This window comes from Novosphingobium mississippiense (genome assembly GCF_044029535.1).
In the GTDB taxonomy this organism is placed as follows: domain Bacteria; phylum Pseudomonadota; class Alphaproteobacteria; order Sphingomonadales; family Sphingomonadaceae; genus Novosphingobium.
In genome coordinates this window covers 926,797-942,519 of the sequence record NZ_CP147001.1, presented here as the reverse complement: position 1 = coordinate 942,519, position 15,723 = coordinate 926,797, and the positions used below count along the sequence as shown (strand labels likewise).

Genomic DNA, 15,723 nt, shown 5'->3' with positions numbered 1-15,723 from the left:
ATTCGTTCAACACGAATGAAGAATAACCCGAGAGGTGTCGGAGTGCTGAAATCTGTCGACGGCGGGCTGCGGACCGTCCCCTATCCGATCGACGATCCTGAGCGGATCCCGGTCAAGCGCTACTACGATGCCGAGTTCTACCAAGCCGAGCTGGACCACTTGTGGCCGCACGTCTGGCAGATGGCCTGCCGCGAGGAGCAGATCCCCGAGGTGGGCGATTGGATCGAGTACGAGAATGTCGGCAAGTCCGTCATCATCGTGCGCACCGCCAGCGGCGTGAAGGCGTTCCACAACGCCTGCCGCCATCGCGGCGTGCCCTTCGCGGGCGGCACCGGCCACGCGCACGGCAACTGCACGAAGTCCGGCTTCGTCTGCCCGTTCCACGGCTGGCGCTGGAACATGGACGGCGAATCCACGCAAGTCTACGGCAAGCACCTGTTCTCCGACCGGCAGCTCAATCCGGACGACATCAACCTGATCCCCTGCCGCGCCGAAACCTTCATCGGCTGCGTCTGGATCAACCATGACAACGACGCGCCCTCGGTGCGGGAATCGCTAGGCCCGGTTGCGAACAACCTCGAAGCGCGCAATCTGGACAAGATGCGTGCCGAGTGGTGCTACGGCGCCGAACTGCCGGCCAACTGGAAGGTAGCGATGGAGGCCTTCATGGAAGGCTACCACGTGATGCAGACGCACCCGCAGCTGCAGCACGCCGCGCCGATGATGTACGATTCCATGTACAAGACCCCGCGCGGCCCGGTGCCGATCATGGCCGAACAACACCTCTCCTATCGCGAGAATCAGGAGTTGCAGGTCAAGTCCATGGCCCTGCTCAGCGAAGGCATGGCGGGCATGGTCCACGAGAAGGAAGTGGAGATCGCACGCGGGCTGATCGGGATCGAGGAAGGCCTGCCCGAAGACCAGAACATGGCGATGTTCCACTGGCTGGGCATCGTGATGCACCAGATTTCCACGCAACTCTCCGCGCGCGGCGAGCCGGTGCCGGACCTCTGCACGGTGGCGCAGACGCATCCGGTGAAGGCGGTGGAATTCCTGTTCCCGCACTACTTCCTGCTGCCCTACTTCACCTCGATGTCAGCCTATCGCATCCGGCCGACCGGCCCGGAAAGCTGCTTCTTCGAGATCTGGTCGCTGACCTATGTGCCGGAAGGCGAGGATTTCGAAACGGTGATGGAACCAACCGTGCTGCCGTACAACAGCCCGGACTTCCCGCCGATCCCGCGGCAGGACTATTCGAACATCCCGATCCAGCAGAAGGGTCTGCACGCCACCGGGTTCGAATTCATGCGGCTGTCGAAGGATGTCGAAGGGTTGATCAGCAACTACGAACGGATCATCGACGGCTATCTGAAGGGCGTGCCGCAGGAACAACTGGCCCAGGCGATCCACAAGCTGGGCGGCAATTTCGACGGCCCGATCGAGGATCTCGGCTTCTGAGAATGGCATCCGGGGGCGGAACAGACCGTCCCCGGAACACTTACTTGCCCACGCGCATGGCCGGCGGGATCGGCAGCATCTCCACCTTCCCGGTCGCGACATCGTAAACCGCTGGAACGACCTTGAGTTCGCCCGCCCGCACCTTGCCTTCCACCACGGGGGAGGAATTGATCAGCGTCGCCGCCTGGATCACTGCATTCTGTCGCGTGACGACCATCGGGTCGCTGCTGCTGCTCATGTAGACGGCCGGCAGGATCGCCGGGAACAGCGCGCTGATCTGACCCGGCACTTCCGGATTCTCGATCGCTGCCTTCACCGCACCACAGTTGGAATGGCCCATCACCACCACCGCCTTGATGCCCAGCACGGCGATCCCGTATTCCAGGCTGGCAATGATCTCCGGCGTGGTGATGTTGCCGGCCACCCGGGTGACGAACAGGCGGCCGATCGGCTCGTCGAACACCATTTCCACCGGCACGCGCGAATCCGCGCAGGAGAGCACGCCGACGATCGGCCACTGCCCTTCGGCGGCGCGGGCCTTGATGATTGCCAGATCCTTGGTGTGAGCCGTGGGCGCGCCGGCAACGAAGCGGGCGTTGCCGTCCATGATCTCCTTCAAGGCCTGATCCGGTGTCAGCATCTCGGGCGATGCCGCCGCCGCCATAGCTGGCTCAGCGGCCAGCCCCAGTGCGGGCGCAGCCGCCAGCGCGGCCATCGCGCCGATCATCTCTCGCCGAGAGGTTCGGCAGCCCGTTTCGGGATTTTCCGGGGAGATATCGCTCAAGGACATGGCAGTCTCCAGCGTGACGCACGCCGGAACCTACCATGCCCTTCAAGTCATCCGCTATCAGGGTTTTCAGTCGCCTTCGGTCAGCGCGGCGACCAGCGCCTTCACCTTTTTCTGGCGCCACTGCGGCAGCGGCGCGACCAGCCAGTAGGCACGCCGGCAGGGCGAACTGGCACCGACCTTGATCTGCTTTCCGGCGGAAAGCCCCTCAGCCAATAGCGCCGGAACGCGCACGCGGCCAAGGCCGGATGCGGCAGCAGCCACGGCCTGCCCGGCATCCGCAAGTTGGATGGCCGGCTTCGCTTCCTCGCCGTCCGGACCTTCGTTGCTGTCCGGCGCGGGATCGCCCGGCCATCCGATCCAGTCGCCCTCACCCATTTCGACCCATTCGGCCGCGCCGAGGCGCACGCCTTCCAGATCGTCCGGCCCTTCGGTCCAGCGCACCGCAAGGTCGAGGTTGGCCTCGGTAAAATCGGTCAGTTCGCCATCGACAAGGACGTAGCGCACTTGCGGATTGTCGGCGCGAAAGGCGGCAAGGCGCGGCGCCAGCCAGGCAGCGAAGAACTCACGCGGGGCGGCGATGGTGTAGACGTGGCTGGACTGGCCGGCCTGCATGGCCTGCACTGCATCCTCGAAATGGAGGAACCCGGTGCGCAGCGCGGAAAGGCCAGCGCCGGCCTCCTCGGTCAGTTCCAGGCCCTTGCTGGTGCGGCGGAACAGTACGACGCCCAGCAGATCTTCCAGCGCGCGAATCTGCTGGCCGACCGCAGCCGGCGTTACCGCCAGTTCGTCCGCCGCGCGGGTAAACGAGAGATGCCGCGCCGCGGCATCGAAGACCCGCAGGGCGTTGAGAGGCAAGTGCGTCCGCTTCATGGCGCTTCCCTAAGCGCTTGGCGTTTCGGCGGCAACGATGAAGTCTGCCGAGTTCGCAGACTCACCCGACGCGGGCGGGTGCGGCCAGCGGGAAGAAGGGGATCAGCGCCTCAACCTCAGTGCCGTCACTGCGGACGAAGGTGTAGTAGCCTTCCATCGAGCCTTGCGGCGTCGAGAGCGGGCAACCCGATACATAGTCGTGGCTGCGGCCAGGCCGGATCAACGGCTGTTCGCCCACAACGCCCTCACCTTCGACAAGGTTCACTTCGCCGTTGGCATCCGTGATGCGCCAATGGCGCGTCAACAGTTGCAGCGTATCATCCGAATCGTTCTCGATCCGGATGTGGTAGACCCAGAACCATTTGCCCGCCTCAATACGCGATTGCTCGGGCAGAAAGTTCACCGCGACGCGGACGGTCACCCCTTCGGTGATGGCGCTATGTTGGAACAATTCCTTCATGATACGGCCAACCTTACCGGCTAACGACGTGTAAGCAACTCTTAGACCCATTGACCTGCTCCCGCAAATCGCAGGAAAATTATCAGTGGATCACGATAATGCCGAAACGGGACATTGGAGTTGCCAGGCGAAACCGCCAGCGTCGTAAGTCGTCTCGACATGCGCGTTCAGCTTCATGCGCGGCACGTCGACGATGATGCGGGTGCCGAAGCCGGGGCGTTCGGGCGGGGCGACCGGTGGCCCGCCCTGTTCGCGCCAGGAAATCCGGAACACGGGATCGCCCGCTTCGGGCGCATCGGCGGGAATGACCGACCAAGCGATCGCCACGCGCCCGGTCATGCTGGAAAGCGCCCCGTATTTCAGCGCATTGGTGCCCATCTCGTGCAGCGCCATCGCCAGCGCCTCTGCCGCGCCGGGCGAGAGCATCACTTCCGGTCCGTGGCAGTCGACCTGCCCGCGCGCATCGCCCAGGGTCTGCAACTGGGCATCGACCATCTCGCGGACCGGAATGTGCGCCCACGCCTTTCGCACCAGCAGATCCTGGTTCGCGGCCAGGCTGCGGATGCGCTGCTCCAGCCGCTCAAGGAAATCCGGCCGCGCCACATCGGTCCGCCGCGCCAGCGACTGGATGATGGCCAGCATGTTCTTGCTGCGATGGTTCACTTCCTGCAGCAGCAATTCGATGCGCTGTTCGGCATCCCGCATCTCGGTCACATCGGTATTGGTGCCGAACCAGAAGAGAATTGCCCCGTCGATGTCCAGGATCGGAGTGGCGCGGGAAAGGAACCAGCGCCATTCACCCGTCGCACTGCGGAGGGGGAACGTGTCCTCCCAATCCTCGCCCGAGATCAGATGATCGCGGAAACGCGCGGTGACGGGTTCGATGTAGTCGGGGTGTTGCACCGTCTCCCGGCCCTCGCCCTGCATCTCTTCAGGCGTGGTTCCGGTGTAGTCGAACCAGCGCTTGTTGCGCCAGATGACCTTCCCGTCGCTTTCCGCGATCCACGCGAGTTGCGACATGTTGTCCGCCAGCAGGCTGAGGCGCGCCTCGCTCTCTTCCAGCCGGCGCAGCGTCTGCTTCTTGGGTCCGATGTCCCGGGCGATCTTGCTGGCCGCCACCACCCGCCCGCTGGCGTCACGCACGGGCGAAACGGTTACCGCCACGTCGATCGCGCTGCCGTCCTTGCGGCGACGCACGGTTTCGAACGTCGGCACGCGTTCGCCGCGCGTGATGCTGGCGATGATCGCGTCTTCCTCGCTCTGCCGATCTTCCGGGATCAGCGTGCGTACGTTCATCCCCACGATTTCAGCGGCCGCCCATCCGAAGATACGCTCGGCCGCCTGGTTCCAGCTCAGGATCGTACCGTCGAGCGACTTGCCGACAATGGCGTCGTCGCTCGATTCGACGATCGCCGCAAGGAAGGCCGCGGCGTCGGTCCCAAGCTGGGCCCCAGGTTCGGGAGGGTTCAGAGGCCCGCCTTGGCCAGCGCCTGATCGAGATCCGCGATCAGATCTTCCGGATCTTCCAGGCCGACGTTGATGCGCAGCATGCCTTCACCGATGCCCATCGCCTCTCTCGCTTCCGGGCCCATGTTATGATGGGTCGACGAGGCAGGATGGCACATCAGCGAACGCGAGTCGCCGATGTTGTTGGAGATGTCGATCAGTTCCAGCGCGTCGAGCAGCGCGTGCGCCTGCGCGCGGCCGCCATCGAGCACGAAGCTGAAGATCGGCCCGCAAGCATCCATCTGCTTCATTGCCAGCGCGTGCGCCGGATGGCTGTCCAACCAGGGGTGCAGGATCTTCGGCACGCGGCCGGCGATAAACTGGCCGACCTGCAGCGCATTCTCGCTCTGACGCTTGGCGCGCAGGTCCAGCGTTTCCAGCCCCTTCAGCACCACCCAAGCGTTGAACGGCGAAAGGTTCGGGCCGGTGTTGCGCTGGAACGGCAGCAGCTTCTCGTTGATGAATTCCTCGCTGCCGCAAACGGCGCCGGCCAGCACGCGACCCTGCCCGTCCATCAGCTTGGTGGCAGAATAGGCGACCACGTCGATACCGAATTCCAGCGGGCGCTGAAGCGCGGGGCTGCAGAAGGCATTGTCCACGACGGTGGTGATGCCGTGCGCCTTGGCGATTTCGGCAATGGCGGCCAGATCGGCAACGTCCATTGTCGGGTTCGCCGGGGTTTCGAAGAAGAACACCTTGGTGTTGGGGCGGATCGCCGCTTCCCATGCGGAAAGGTCGGTCGCGTCCACCACCGTCACGTCCACGCCGAAGCGTGGCAGCAGGCTGTCACCCAGCCAGCGGCACGAACCGAAAGCGGCGCGCGCGGAAACCATGTGGTCGCCCGCCGAAAGCTGACAGAGCAGCGCGGCGGTCATCGCCGCCATGCCCGATGCCTGCGTGCGGCACGCCTCTGCCCCTTCGAGCAGCGCGATACGCTCTTCCAGCATCTGCACGGTCGGGTTCTGGAGGCGCGAATAGGTCATGCCATCGTCCTCACCCATGAAGCGGGCGGCAACGGTGGCGGCATCGTCGTACGTGAAGCCCGAGGTGAGGAACAGCGCTTCGCTGGTCTCACCCATTTCCGAGCGCCAGGTTCCCCCGCGAATTGCGCGGGTGGCGGGGCGCCAGTTGCGGGTCTTGGTGCGGTCCTGTCCGGTCGTGCGTTTCATGGGCACGGCTCTAGGATTGCAAAGGCAAGGATGCAAGCGCCGGTGACACGCGACAGGGCAGCCTTGCAGTCACCCCGTATCCCCCTTATTCCGCGCCCTCAATGCTGCCGAACGCTTCCCGCAACGATCGTGACCCGCTCGGCTGGTGCCTTGCCGTTACCGCGCTTTTCTTCGCCCTGGCGTTATGGCGGCTGGCAACGCCCAGCGTCTATTATTTCGACGAGGTTCACTACGTTCCCGCGGCGCTGAAGATGCTCCAGCTGATTCCGACGAATCGCGAGCATCCGCTGTTCGGCAAGGAAGTGATCGCCACCTTCATCCACTTCCTGGGCGACAAGCCACTTGGCTGGCGGCTGGGGCCGCTGCTGTTCGGGACGCTGGGCCTGTTCGCGTTCGGGCGGTTGGTATGGCACGCGTCCCATCGCCGCCGGGCGACGATCACCGCGATCGTGCTGCTGGCAACCAACTTCATGTGGTTCATCCAGAGCCGCATCGCCATGCTGGACATGGTGGAGGCGGCAATGTGCATGGTCGGCCTGTGGCAATTCGCCGCCGCGCTCAATGCCAGGTCGACCGGCAAAGCGCGCGTGCGCCTTGCCCTGGCCGGCATCGCCATGGGCCTCTCCCTGGGCGCCAAATGGAGCAGCGCGCCTGCCCTGATCATGCCGGGCCTGTGCTTCTTCGTGCTGCGCGTGCGGGAGACGGGCTGGAAGTTCCTGGGCCAGCGCCGTGCCGGGCCGATTCCGGGTGTCTCGCTGGTGGAGGCCGTGTTCTGGCTCGGCCTGCTGCCGCTCGCCGTCTATTGGGCCACCTACACGCCCGCAATGTTCTACGCGCGCCTGACGCTCTCTCCCTACGATTTCATCGGCCAGCATGAGCTGATGGTGCGCCTGCAGGACAGCGTGAAGAAGCCGCATCCCTACCGCAGCTTCTGGTATCAGTGGGCGGTCGACTGGCGGGTGATCTGGTATCTGTTCAAGAACGTGGACGGCGCACATCGCGGCATCGTCATGCTGGGCAATCCGTTCTCCATGCTGGCAGGTCTGCTGGCGTTCTTCTGGGGCCTGTGGGCGGCGCTGTTCCGCCGCCGGAACGACATTGCCGCTTTCTGCGCGCTCTATGCCGCCACGCTGATAATCTGGGCGGTCAACGGCAAGCCGGTGCAGTTCTACTACCACTACCTGCTGCCGGGCGCGTTCCTGATGGCCCTGCTGGCCTTCGCGCTGGACGCGTTGTGGCAGCGCAAGGACCGCTGGCGCAAGCTGGCCACACTGTCGATGGCGGTGACGCTGGGCATGTTCGTGCTGTTCTTCCCGATCATCTCGGGCCTGCCGCTGCCGACCGAGGAGACCTACAACTTCTGGATGTGGCTGCCGAGCTGGCGCTGAGGGTTGACGCCCCCCTTCCGCTACCTTTGTTTCGTCATCCCCGCGAAGGCAGGGATCCCGCCGCCTTGGCCACGTCGTGAAGAAGAACAGGCGCCCCCGCCTTCGCGGGGGCGACGGGATGTTTTTGGAAACGCCGCGGCCTACTGAAAAGGGTTGGCCGCCTTACGCCATGATGCGCTGCGTCTCGTTGCGGTGGGCCAGCATCGCCTTCCAGTTCGGCAGCGTCGTCGCGGCGAGGTACTCGGCCTGCATCTCCGGCGTCAGCACCTCCACCATGCGATTGCCTTCCATCCACAACTCGATCACGCCGAAAGCGCCGCCACGTTTGCAGTACTTGGCGGGCCAGCCTTCGCGCGCGGCGATCAGGAAGATCTGAGCCGGGCCCAGCTGCGTCGCCATGGCGAAATGCGTGGCGCTGAGCCCGCCCTCACCCAGCGCACCGGGGGCGCCCATGTACTCGCCCTTGCCCGGTGCCTCGATCAATTGGGTGCCGCGCGGATAGACCTCCACCATCGTGTTGCGATCGTCACCCGCGTGCGCAAGCCAGCTGCCCTCGGCGACCGGCGGAAACGGCGTCGCCTCGCCACCCAGCAACTCGGCCAGCACTTCGGCCACCCGCTGCGGATCGCGCGCGTCTATGGAAAGATGAAAGATCATGCGCTTCTCCCCGGCCCTGCTGGGCCCATTTCATCACTTGGGAGAAACCGCATCGGCACGGCCTATTCAAAACGTTTCCGGCGAACGTCGCTTCCCTCTCGATGAAGGGCCCTGAAACGACAAACGCGCGCCGAAACACGGCGCGCGTTCATGGGTACGATTATGTCATGCCGGCCGAAAAACGGCCGGCAAAACCTCAGTACTTGCCCCAAACGAACTTGTTCGACAGCGCGAAGTTCCACACCGAAGCCAGCACGATGCCGATGATGGCGGCGGCATAGTCATGGAAACCGATGCGCACCAGCGCGGTCGATGCGCCGATGTTGGCGATCATGCCGAAGGCGCAGGTCAGGGCGAACTGCGCCCAGCCACGCACCAGCGGGCCGAAGCCGCGCAGGCGCTTGTCGGCATAGGTCAGTTCGTTGTTCAGCACGAAGTTGAACGTCATCGCGACGATCGCCGCGATCGTCTGGCCGGTGATGAACGCCGCTTCCTTGGGATAGTGGCTCATCGCGAATTCCGCGCCGAACAGGTGCAGAACCAGCGCCAGCACGGTCATGTGCAGCACCGCGCCCAGGCCGCCGACCGTGCCGAACAGCGCAAAACGGGTGGGAATGAAGCGGCCGAGCCACTTGTCGTAAAGACCGATGAGGAATTCGAACACGACCGTCCTGTCCAGCTTGCTCTCGCCTTCCGCGCGCGCGGCGAAGTTCAGGGGAAATTCCTTGACCCGCAACGGCGTGTCCACCGTGGCCAGGATGTCGAGCAGGATCTTGAAACCCACGCCCGAAAGCCGATGCGCGTCGGCCCGCAAAGTCTTGGTCTGCAGCATGAAGAAGCCGCTCATCGGGTCGGTCAGATCGACGCCGGTGACCTTGTTGGCGATCTTGTTGGCAAAGCCCGAAGCCTTCACGCGATCGGGTCGGCCCCAAGCTTCGGTGCTGGCGCCTTCGGCGAAGCGCGAGGCATAGGCCAGGTCGTACTCGCCGGAGGTGATCGCCTTCAGCATCTGCGGCAGCAGCGCGGGATCATGCTGGTGGTCCGCATCCATCACCGCCACCACCGGCGCGGCGGTGGAGCACATGCCCTCGATCGCCGCACTGGCAAGGCCACGACGGCCGATGCGCTGGATGCAGCGCACGCGCGGATCGCGCAACGACAGGTTGCGCGCTTCGTCCGAAGTGCCGTCCGGGCTGTTGTCGTCGACGAAGATCGCTTCCCACGCGACGCCCTGCAGCGCCTTGTCGAGGCGATCGATCATCGTCGCAAGGTTCTTGCGCTCGTTGTAGGTCGGCAGGACGACAGCCAGCTCAAGCGGCCTGGATGCCTGAGCGGCGGCTGCGTCTACGGCCTCTGCAAGATCGGAAGAGGTAATGTTCATGCGCCCTGTTTTACGTGGTAAACCTGAAGAAACCTTATTCGCGATCAGAGACGCGCAACCACGGCATCCCCGATCTCGCGAGTGCCTGCGGAACCGCCAAGATCGCCGCCCTTGATTCCGTCGGCCAGCGTCTTCGCCACCGCAGCCTCGATCCGCACTGCCTCGGCCTCAAGGCCGAGCGAATGGCGCAGCAGCATGGCTGCGGAAAGGATCGTCGCCATCGGATTGGCAAGCCCCTGGCCGGCGATGTCGGGCGCCGAACCGTGGATCGGCTCATAAAGGCCGTAGGAGCCTTCGGCAAGGCTGGCCGATGCCAGCAGACCGATCGAGCCCACGCACATCGATGCCTGATCGGAAAGAATGTCGCCGAACAGGTTGCCGGTGACGATCACGTCGAACTGGCCGGGGTTCTTCACCAGCTGCATCGCCGCGTTGTCGACATACATGTGGCTGAGTTCGACCTCGGGGTATTCCTTCGACACCTCGATCACCACGTCGCGCCACAGCTGCGAGGTTTCGAGGACGTTGGCCTTGTCCACCGAGCAGAGTTTCTTGGAACGGGTCATCGCCGCCTGGAAACCGGCATGGGCGATGCGGCGCACTTCGTCTTCGGCATAGGACATCATGTCCCAGCCCTGACGGCGGCCGTCTTCCAGCGTGCGGATGCCCTTCTCGCCGAAATAGACGTCGCCGTTCAGCTCACGCACGATCAGCAGGTCGATCTTCGCCGCCACTTCCTCGCGCAGCGTGGTCAGGTCTTCCAGACCCGGGAACACGCGCGCCGGGCGCAGGTTGGCAAAGAGACCCAGTTCCTTGCGCAGACCAAGAATGGCCTGTTCGGGACGCAGGTGGCGCTCCAGATGGTCGCACGAGAAATCGCCGACCGCACCGAACAGGATCGCATCGGCAGAGCGCGCGGTCTCCAGCGTTTCGGCGGGCAACGGATGGCCGTGCTTGCGATAGGCGACGCCGCCCACATCGCCCTCGACCAGTTCGAGGCCGGGAAGTTCAAGCGCCTTGAGAACACGCACTGCCTGCTCGGTGACCTCGGGACCGATCCCGTCTCCTGCAAATACTGCAATGCGCATGTGTGTTCTCCGTTTGGCGTCTAGCCGTGAATCCGCCTCAGCCGCTCACGCAGCAGGACGCGCGCCCCCATAGCGTCTCCGCGCCGTTCGGCAAGCGGATAGCGCGCAAGCTCCGGGCCGAGCCGGTCGAAAGTATCAAGGATCGCCCCCCAGTCGTCATCCGCCGGGCGGCCCACCGGAACCCCGTATCCCAGCTCCCGCAACAGCAGGACTTCGAAGGAAAGCAAGGGCATGACCCAACCCCGCGCGGAGGGTGCAACACAGATCGCATCGAGCACGGCGGCCAGCGCCTGATAGAGCGTGGGGAACGCCTGTCGTTCGGGCAACGCGGCGGCCGTAAGCGCGGTAACCCAGGAAATCGCGGCGGCGGGCAACGGCTCGCTGAGCCATGGTCCACGAGATTCGATCAGTTCGATGCGTGCGAAGGGAAGCTGCTCGTCGGTTTTCGAGCGCAAGTAGGCGTCGACCAGATTACCGGGGATCAGCGCCGGGCGAAGTTGCCGCCCGCGCCCACCGGCGACATAGGCGGCAACGATCCCCGCCTCTTCGGTCAGCAACAGGGCGATGACGGCGGTTTCGCCGTGGGGCCGCGTGGCGCAAACGATGGCAGGGGCACGCAACTGCATGGCTGCGGCTGTCAGGGGTTCAGAAAACGCGGAGCGAGATGAAGCGAGGCAGGCTCACGAAAGACTGCCCCGGCAGGCGATCACTCGCCCGACTTGCCTTCAAGCTTGGCGATGCGGGCCTTCAGGTCCTCGATCTCGCCGCGTGCGGTGGCGGCCATTTCCTTCACCGCCTCGAACTCCTCGCGGCTGACGAAGTCCATGTCGCCCATGAATTCACGGAAGCGTTCGCGCGCGTTGTCGCGCGCCTCGCGGCCGACACCGGCCAGCGTGCCGGCGGCGCTGTTCATCATCTTGACGAAATCGGCGACGAAAGGGTTTTCGCTTTGCATGGGCGCTATTTGGTCGCTTGCGCCGCCACGCGCAAGAGCGCGCGTAATTCTTCGTTTGAAAATCCGGCGCTGCCGGATTTTTAAAACACGTTCAGATGTTGAAACGCTCCACGGCGCGCGGGCCTTCCACGCCGTCCATGTCCGGATTGAGCTGGAGAAACGCGAAGTTCAGGTAGCTCGCGAAGCAGATCCACAACAGATAGGGCACCAGCAATATCGCGGCGACCGGCCGGACGCGCGCGAACAGCAGGATCGTCACGATCACCGCCGCCACCATCAAGCCCAGCACGACCAGCCCGCCGGTCATTTCGTGCAACGCGAAAAACACCGGGCTCCACGCCAGATTGAGCACGAACTGCACGACGAAGACGACCACCGCCGGCCCGCGCCCACGCGCACCGCGCGCCGCGCAGATCATGGCGAGCGCCAAGCCCATCAGCACATAGAGCAACGTCCAGACGATCCCGAACGTGACCGGCGGCGGATAGATGCCCGGCTTGGCCAGTGCATCGAACCACGCATTGCCCGGCCCGCTTCCGGCAATCTTGCCCGAAAGAAAGCCCAGCAGCACGATCAGTGGCACAAGCACCAGCGACCAGCGCAACAGGCTGGCACGCAATTGGGCCGGTGAGGCAATCGGGTTCATTCCCTGGCAACCCCCGAATCAGGAAAAACCATCCAATGTGGCGGTTTGTGGTACGACTGCGGCGAACACGCAATGCGTGGGCAGCGTAAAAGCTGCCCGGTCCGTCCGTTCCGGGTCAGCCCCGTGAAGCGGAGATCAGGAATTCGACGTTTCCTTCAGGCCCCTTGATCGGGCTTTCTACGATCCCCTGGATCGCCCAGCCTTCACCCTCCAGCCAATCGCGCACTTCGTTGCAGACCCGTTCGTGCAGCACGGGATCGCGCACGACGCCACCCTTGCCCACTTCATTGCGGCCCACTTCGAACTGCGGCTTGATCAGCGCCACCACCCGGCACTGCGGCGCGGCCAGACGCAGCGGCACTTCCAGAACTTTCGACAGCGCGATGAAGCTGGCGTCGCAGACAACCCATGTGCACGGCCGGTCGATCTCGTTCGCCGTCAGGATGCGCGCGCTGGTCTGCTCCAGCACGGTAACGCGCGGATCCTGACGCAGCTTCCACGCCAGTTGGTTGGTGCCCGAATCGACCGCGAAGACATGCTCCGCCCCATTGGTCAGCAGCACATCGGTGAAGCCGCCGGTGGAACTGCCGATGTCCATCGCGGTCACCCCGGCGGGATCGAGTTCGAAATGCGCGATCGCGTGCGCCAGCTTGATCCCGCCGCGCGAAACCCAGGGGTGATCGCGCCCGCGCACTTCCAGCGGCGCGTCGGCCTTGATGCTCTGCCCGGGCTTGGCGATCTTGGTCTCGCCCGAGAAAACCAACCCCGCCAACACCATCGCCTGCGCGCGGGTGCGGCTCTCGACAAGGCCGCGATCGACCAGCAACTGGTCCACGCGGGCCTTGGAAGGGCTTTTCTTTTCGATATGTCGGGGCTCGGACGGGTCGGTCATGGCTTTGCGTACTTGAGAAGGAGCGCGCCTCATTCCATACCGGGGCCATGAAGGCAAATCCGCGCCGGCTCGCAGCCGACCCGTCGTTCCCCCGCAAACTTGCCGCAAGCGCCCCGCTGACCGCGCTGGCGTTGCTTGCCGCCTGCGTGCCGGCGCCCAAGGCGCCGCCACCGGCTCCGCGCCCGATGCCGACTCAGGCACCGCCACCGCCGGCACCCCCGCCCGCCAATTGGCAGGACGCGCCGCAGACTCCGGGCGACTGGCGCATGATCGCACCGGGCAACGCCACTTTCGCGGATGGCCTTGTGACGCTGCGCTGCAACCGGCAGGCCGGCACCGTCACCCTGACCCGCGCCGGCGCCGCAAGCGCACCCACGCTGGTGGTCCGCACCTCCGACACTGCCCGCACGCTGCCGGCAACCGCAGGGACGACCGGCCTGTCCGCAACGCTGCAGGCGCGCGATGCGCTGCTCGATTCGATGGCCTTCAGCAAGGGCCGCTTCGCCATCGAGACGCCCGGCGCGGCGACGCTGTACGTGCCGAGTTGGACCGAAGTGTCCCGCGTGGTCGAGGACTGCCGATAAGGCCTGCCAAAGTGCACTGGTGAACGGGACTCGCCGAACAAGCGAATACCCGTTCCGGGAGCCTCTCTCCGGCGGTCAGAATTGCAGCAAAAAGGGCGTTTTCAGGCCGCACTCGGCTGCCCCGGCAATCGAGCTTCAATGTGGCTCAAAGGCTGGGGATAACTGGCCCGAAGCATCAATAATGACCGCAAAAAAAACGAATACAAGACTTGTTGTGCGCTGCGGAATCGGAGACACATTTGAACAGGGCAGAGGGACCCTGGGAAACGCGCCCGGAACCATCCTTCAGCCCAGCCGCTTTAACCAGCGGCGCCCTATGGCTCAACAGCGCGAAAGGAGGTGATCCGATGTCTCATGGTTCAGCAGAGAGGTCGGCAATTTCCGTCGCGAGGCATTATCGCTGAGTTGAATTTGCGATAAAGGCTTTCGCTGGCGGCACTTCCGGCCGCTGACCATGCGAAGGGCCGCACCGGGCAACCGGGGCGGCCCTTCTCATTTGGGGCTTCCCGTTTTCTTGCATCGGCACGCCTCGCCATTGCGCAAGCGCGAAGGCGAATTTCGCACTGGCCCTCGCTGCAAAGCGGGGGCAAGAGCATGCTGCCGCAGCCTCGGCCAAGTTGCCGGTTCATCCGCCTTTGCCGCCGTGCTAAAGCTATAAGACAGAGTATCAAAATTACTTTCTGATTGCCTTAAGCGTAATTTTCGTTCAGAGGGCGCAGGCAATCGCAGTCTAGAGGATTTCGTTCGATGGCGACGCTCGCCGATGCCGGCCTGACTTTCAGCACTCTGCCCCACCCCGCGCCCACCAGCGCCGAAACGCGCGAGACGATTCTCGCCAACCCCGGCTTCGGCACCAATTTCTCCGACCACATGGTCGTGGTCGAATGGACCGAGGGTAAAGGATGGCATGACGCCGTGGTAGGCCCCCGTCAGCCGATCGCGCTCGATCCCGCCGCGGCCGTGCTGCATTATGCGCAGGAAATCTTCGAAGGCCTGAAGGCCTACAAGCAGGCAGACGGTTCCATCGCCCTGTTCCGCCCCGAAGCCAATGCCGCGCGCTTCAACAAGTCGGCCGAACGCCTGGCCATGCCCGAACTGCCCGAAGCGCTGTTCATCGAGGCGATCGAGCGTCTGGTCCAGGCCGACCGGGACTGGATCCCGGCGGCCGAAGGTGCCTCGCTCTACCTGCGCCCGTTCATGATCGCCACCGAGGCGTTCCTGGGCGTGCGCCCGGCCAAGCAGTACAAGTTCATCGTGATCGCCAGCCCGGCCGGCAACTACTTCAAGTCTGGCGCCCCGGCCGTCTCGATCTGGGTTTCGGACTATACCCGAGCGGCACCTGGCGGTACCGGAGCGGCCAAATGCGGCGGCAACTATGCCGCCAGCCTGGTGCCGCAGGCCGAAGCCATCTCGCGCGGCCACGACCAGGTCGTCTTCCTCGACGCTGCCGAGCACAAGTGGATCGAGGAACTGGGCGGCATGAACCTCTACTTCGTGTTCGAGGACGGCACGCTGCTCACCCCCGCCCTCACCGGCACGATCCTGCCCGGCATCACCCGTGACAGCCTGCTGCAGCTCGCCCGCGAGGAAGGCCTGAAGGTTGAGGAAGGCAAGTACAGCCTGGACCAGTGGCGCGCCGATGCGACTTCCGGCAAGCTGATCGAAACTTTCGCTTGCGGAACGGCTGCCGTAGTCACTCCGGTGGGCAAGGTTTCGGGCCGCGATGGCGAATTCGTCGTCGGCTCGGGCGGGCCCGGCCAGATCACCGCCAAGCTGAAGAACCGCCTGGTCTCGATCCAGCGTGGCGAAGCGGCGGACACCCACAACTGGATCCACAAGATCGCCTGAGGAAATACTGGCCCAGGGTGTCACCGCGCCC

General features: G+C 64.5%; 16 protein-coding genes. 4 read left to right on the top strand and 12 right to left on the bottom strand.

Annotated elements, in window-relative coordinates; translation table 11 throughout:
* The first annotated feature begins 42 nt into the window (after positions 1-42).
* Positions 43-1,458 (top strand): SRPBCC family protein, encoded by a 1,416-nt coding sequence (locus WBP06_RS04455; RefSeq protein ID WP_395332249.1) that lies wholly within the window; start codon positions 43-45, stop codon positions 1,456-1,458.
* Positions 1,459-1,498: 40 nt separating this feature from the next.
* Here the strand turns inward: WBP06_RS04455 and WBP06_RS04450 are convergent, their stop codons facing one another.
* The 5 genes from WBP06_RS04450 to WBP06_RS04430 all read right to left on the bottom strand — a co-directional run bounded on the left by WBP06_RS04450 (position 1,499) and on the right by WBP06_RS04430 (position 6,253).
* The gene (locus tag WBP06_RS04450; protein ID WP_395332247.1) at positions 1,499-2,248 is read right to left on the bottom strand and encodes a carbonic anhydrase; all 750 of its coding nucleotides are present in this window, start codon (positions 2,246-2,248) and stop codon (positions 1,499-1,501) included.
* A 66-nt stretch (positions 2,249-2,314) separates the two neighbouring features.
* Complete coding sequence (locus WBP06_RS04445) at positions 2,315-3,118, bottom strand: LysR family transcriptional regulator (RefSeq protein ID WP_395332245.1); 804 nt, start codon at positions 3,116-3,118, stop codon at positions 2,315-2,317.
* Between the two features lie 61 nt (positions 3,119-3,179).
* The gene (apaG, locus tag WBP06_RS04440; RefSeq protein WP_395332243.1) at positions 3,180-3,578 is read right to left on the bottom strand and encodes a Co2+/Mg2+ efflux protein ApaG; all 399 of its coding nucleotides are present in this window, start codon (positions 3,576-3,578) and stop codon (positions 3,180-3,182) included.
* Positions 3,579-3,668: 90 nt separating this feature from the next.
* A complete protein-coding gene (locus WBP06_RS04435) occupies positions 3,669-5,048 on the bottom strand; it encodes a PAS domain S-box protein (protein WP_395334031.1) in 1,380 nt (459 codons plus the stop codon).
* On the bottom strand, positions 5,045-6,253 hold the full coding sequence (locus WBP06_RS04430) for a trans-sulfuration enzyme family protein (protein WP_395332240.1): 1,209 nt from the start codon (positions 6,251-6,253) through the stop codon (positions 5,045-5,047). The genes WBP06_RS04435 and WBP06_RS04430 overlap by 4 nt, the downstream gene beginning before the upstream one ends.
* Before the next feature lie 101 nt (positions 6,254-6,354).
* Between WBP06_RS04430 and WBP06_RS04425 the strand changes: the two genes are divergently transcribed.
* The gene (locus WBP06_RS04425) at positions 6,355-7,641 is read left to right on the top strand and encodes a phospholipid carrier-dependent glycosyltransferase (RefSeq protein ID WP_395332238.1); all 1,287 of its coding nucleotides are present in this window, start codon (positions 6,355-6,357) and stop codon (positions 7,639-7,641) included.
* A gap of 162 nt (positions 7,642-7,803) precedes the next feature.
* Here the strand turns inward: WBP06_RS04425 and WBP06_RS04420 are convergent, their stop codons facing one another.
* From WBP06_RS04420 to WBP06_RS04390, 7 genes are all read right to left on the bottom strand, one after another.
* Positions 7,804-8,298, bottom strand: coding sequence for a hypothetical protein (locus tag WBP06_RS04420; protein WP_395332236.1), 495 nt, complete (start codon positions 8,296-8,298; stop codon positions 7,804-7,806).
* Between the two features lie 196 nt (positions 8,299-8,494).
* Positions 8,495-9,679, bottom strand: coding sequence for a glycosyltransferase (locus tag WBP06_RS04415; RefSeq protein WP_395332234.1), 1,185 nt, complete (start codon positions 9,677-9,679; stop codon positions 8,495-8,497).
* A 44-nt stretch (positions 9,680-9,723) separates the two neighbouring features.
* A complete protein-coding gene (gene leuB / locus WBP06_RS04410; protein ID WP_395332232.1) occupies positions 9,724-10,767 on the bottom strand; it encodes a 3-isopropylmalate dehydrogenase in 1,044 nt (347 codons plus the stop codon).
* Positions 10,768-10,787: 20 nt separating this feature from the next.
* Positions 10,788-11,393, bottom strand: coding sequence for a DNA repair protein RecO (locus WBP06_RS04405; protein WP_395332230.1), 606 nt, complete (start codon positions 11,391-11,393; stop codon positions 10,788-10,790).
* An 80-nt stretch (positions 11,394-11,473) separates the two neighbouring features.
* Positions 11,474-11,722 carry an accessory factor UbiK family protein gene (locus WBP06_RS04400; protein ID WP_395332228.1) on the bottom strand — a complete coding sequence of 83 codons (249 nt, stop codon included), beginning with the start codon at positions 11,720-11,722 and terminating at the stop codon, positions 11,474-11,476.
* A gap of 91 nt (positions 11,723-11,813) precedes the next feature.
* Positions 11,814-12,368 carry a TspO/MBR family protein gene (locus WBP06_RS04395; RefSeq protein WP_395332226.1) on the bottom strand — a complete coding sequence of 185 codons (555 nt, stop codon included), beginning with the start codon at positions 12,366-12,368 and terminating at the stop codon, positions 11,814-11,816.
* A gap of 115 nt (positions 12,369-12,483) precedes the next feature.
* Positions 12,484-13,260, bottom strand: a complete 777-nt coding sequence (locus tag WBP06_RS04390) for a TlyA family RNA methyltransferase (RefSeq protein WP_395332224.1) — start codon at positions 13,258-13,260, stop codon at positions 12,484-12,486.
* 47 nt (positions 13,261-13,307) lie between these two features.
* Here WBP06_RS04390 and WBP06_RS04385 point away from each other — a divergent pair, with 47 nt between their 5' ends.
* Both WBP06_RS04385 and WBP06_RS04380 read left to right on the top strand, forming a co-directional pair.
* Entirely contained in the window at positions 13,308-13,844 is a 537-nt protein-coding gene (locus WBP06_RS04385) for a hypothetical protein (protein ID WP_395332222.1), read from the top strand.
* A gap of 747 nt (positions 13,845-14,591) precedes the next feature.
* Positions 14,592-15,692, top strand: coding sequence for a branched-chain amino acid aminotransferase (locus WBP06_RS04380; RefSeq protein WP_395332220.1), 1,101 nt, complete (start codon positions 14,592-14,594; stop codon positions 15,690-15,692).
* The last annotated feature ends 31 nt before the right edge of the window (positions 15,693-15,723 follow it).

What these genes read in the sequence shown, in the direction of transcription:
- WBP06_RS04415 (WP_395332234.1), bottom strand. Translation starts at nt 9,679, where the DNA reads ATGAACATTACCTCTTCCGATCTTGCAGAGGCCGTAGACGCAGCCGCC.
- WBP06_RS04425 (WP_395332238.1), top strand. Translation starts at nt 6,355, where the DNA reads ATGCTGCCGAACGCTTCCCGCAACGATCGTGACCCGCTCGGCTGGTGC.
- WBP06_RS04450 (WP_395332247.1), bottom strand. Translation starts at nt 2,248, where the DNA reads ATGTCCTTGAGCGATATCTCCCCGGAAAATCCCGAAACGGGCTGCCGA.
- WBP06_RS04445 (WP_395332245.1), bottom strand. Translation starts at nt 3,118, where the DNA reads ATGAAGCGGACGCACTTGCCTCTCAACGCCCTGCGGGTCTTCGATGCC.
- WBP06_RS04420 (WP_395332236.1), bottom strand. Translation starts at nt 8,298, where the DNA reads ATGATCTTTCATCTTTCCATAGACGCGCGCGATCCGCAGCGGGTGGCC.
- WBP06_RS04385 (WP_395332222.1), top strand. Translation starts at nt 13,308, where the DNA reads ATGAAGGCAAATCCGCGCCGGCTCGCAGCCGACCCGTCGTTCCCCCGC.
- WBP06_RS04430 (WP_395332240.1), bottom strand. Translation starts at nt 6,253, where the DNA reads ATGAAACGCACGACCGGACAGGACCGCACCAAGACCCGCAACTGGCGC.
- WBP06_RS04395 (WP_395332226.1), bottom strand. Translation starts at nt 12,368, where the DNA reads ATGAACCCGATTGCCTCACCGGCCCAATTGCGTGCCAGCCTGTTGCGC.
- WBP06_RS04380 (WP_395332220.1), top strand. Translation starts at nt 14,592, where the DNA reads ATGGCGACGCTCGCCGATGCCGGCCTGACTTTCAGCACTCTGCCCCAC.
- leuB (WP_395332232.1), bottom strand. Translation starts at nt 10,767, where the DNA reads ATGCGCATTGCAGTATTTGCAGGAGACGGGATCGGTCCCGAGGTCACC.
- WBP06_RS04390 (WP_395332224.1), bottom strand. Translation starts at nt 13,260, where the DNA reads ATGACCGACCCGTCCGAGCCCCGACATATCGAAAAGAAAAGCCCTTCC.
- WBP06_RS04405 (WP_395332230.1), bottom strand. Translation starts at nt 11,393, where the DNA reads ATGCAGTTGCGTGCCCCTGCCATCGTTTGCGCCACGCGGCCCCACGGC.
- WBP06_RS04400 (WP_395332228.1), bottom strand. Translation starts at nt 11,722, where the DNA reads ATGCAAAGCGAAAACCCTTTCGTCGCCGATTTCGTCAAGATGATGAAC.
- apaG (WP_395332243.1), bottom strand. Translation starts at nt 3,578, where the DNA reads ATGAAGGAATTGTTCCAACATAGCGCCATCACCGAAGGGGTGACCGTC.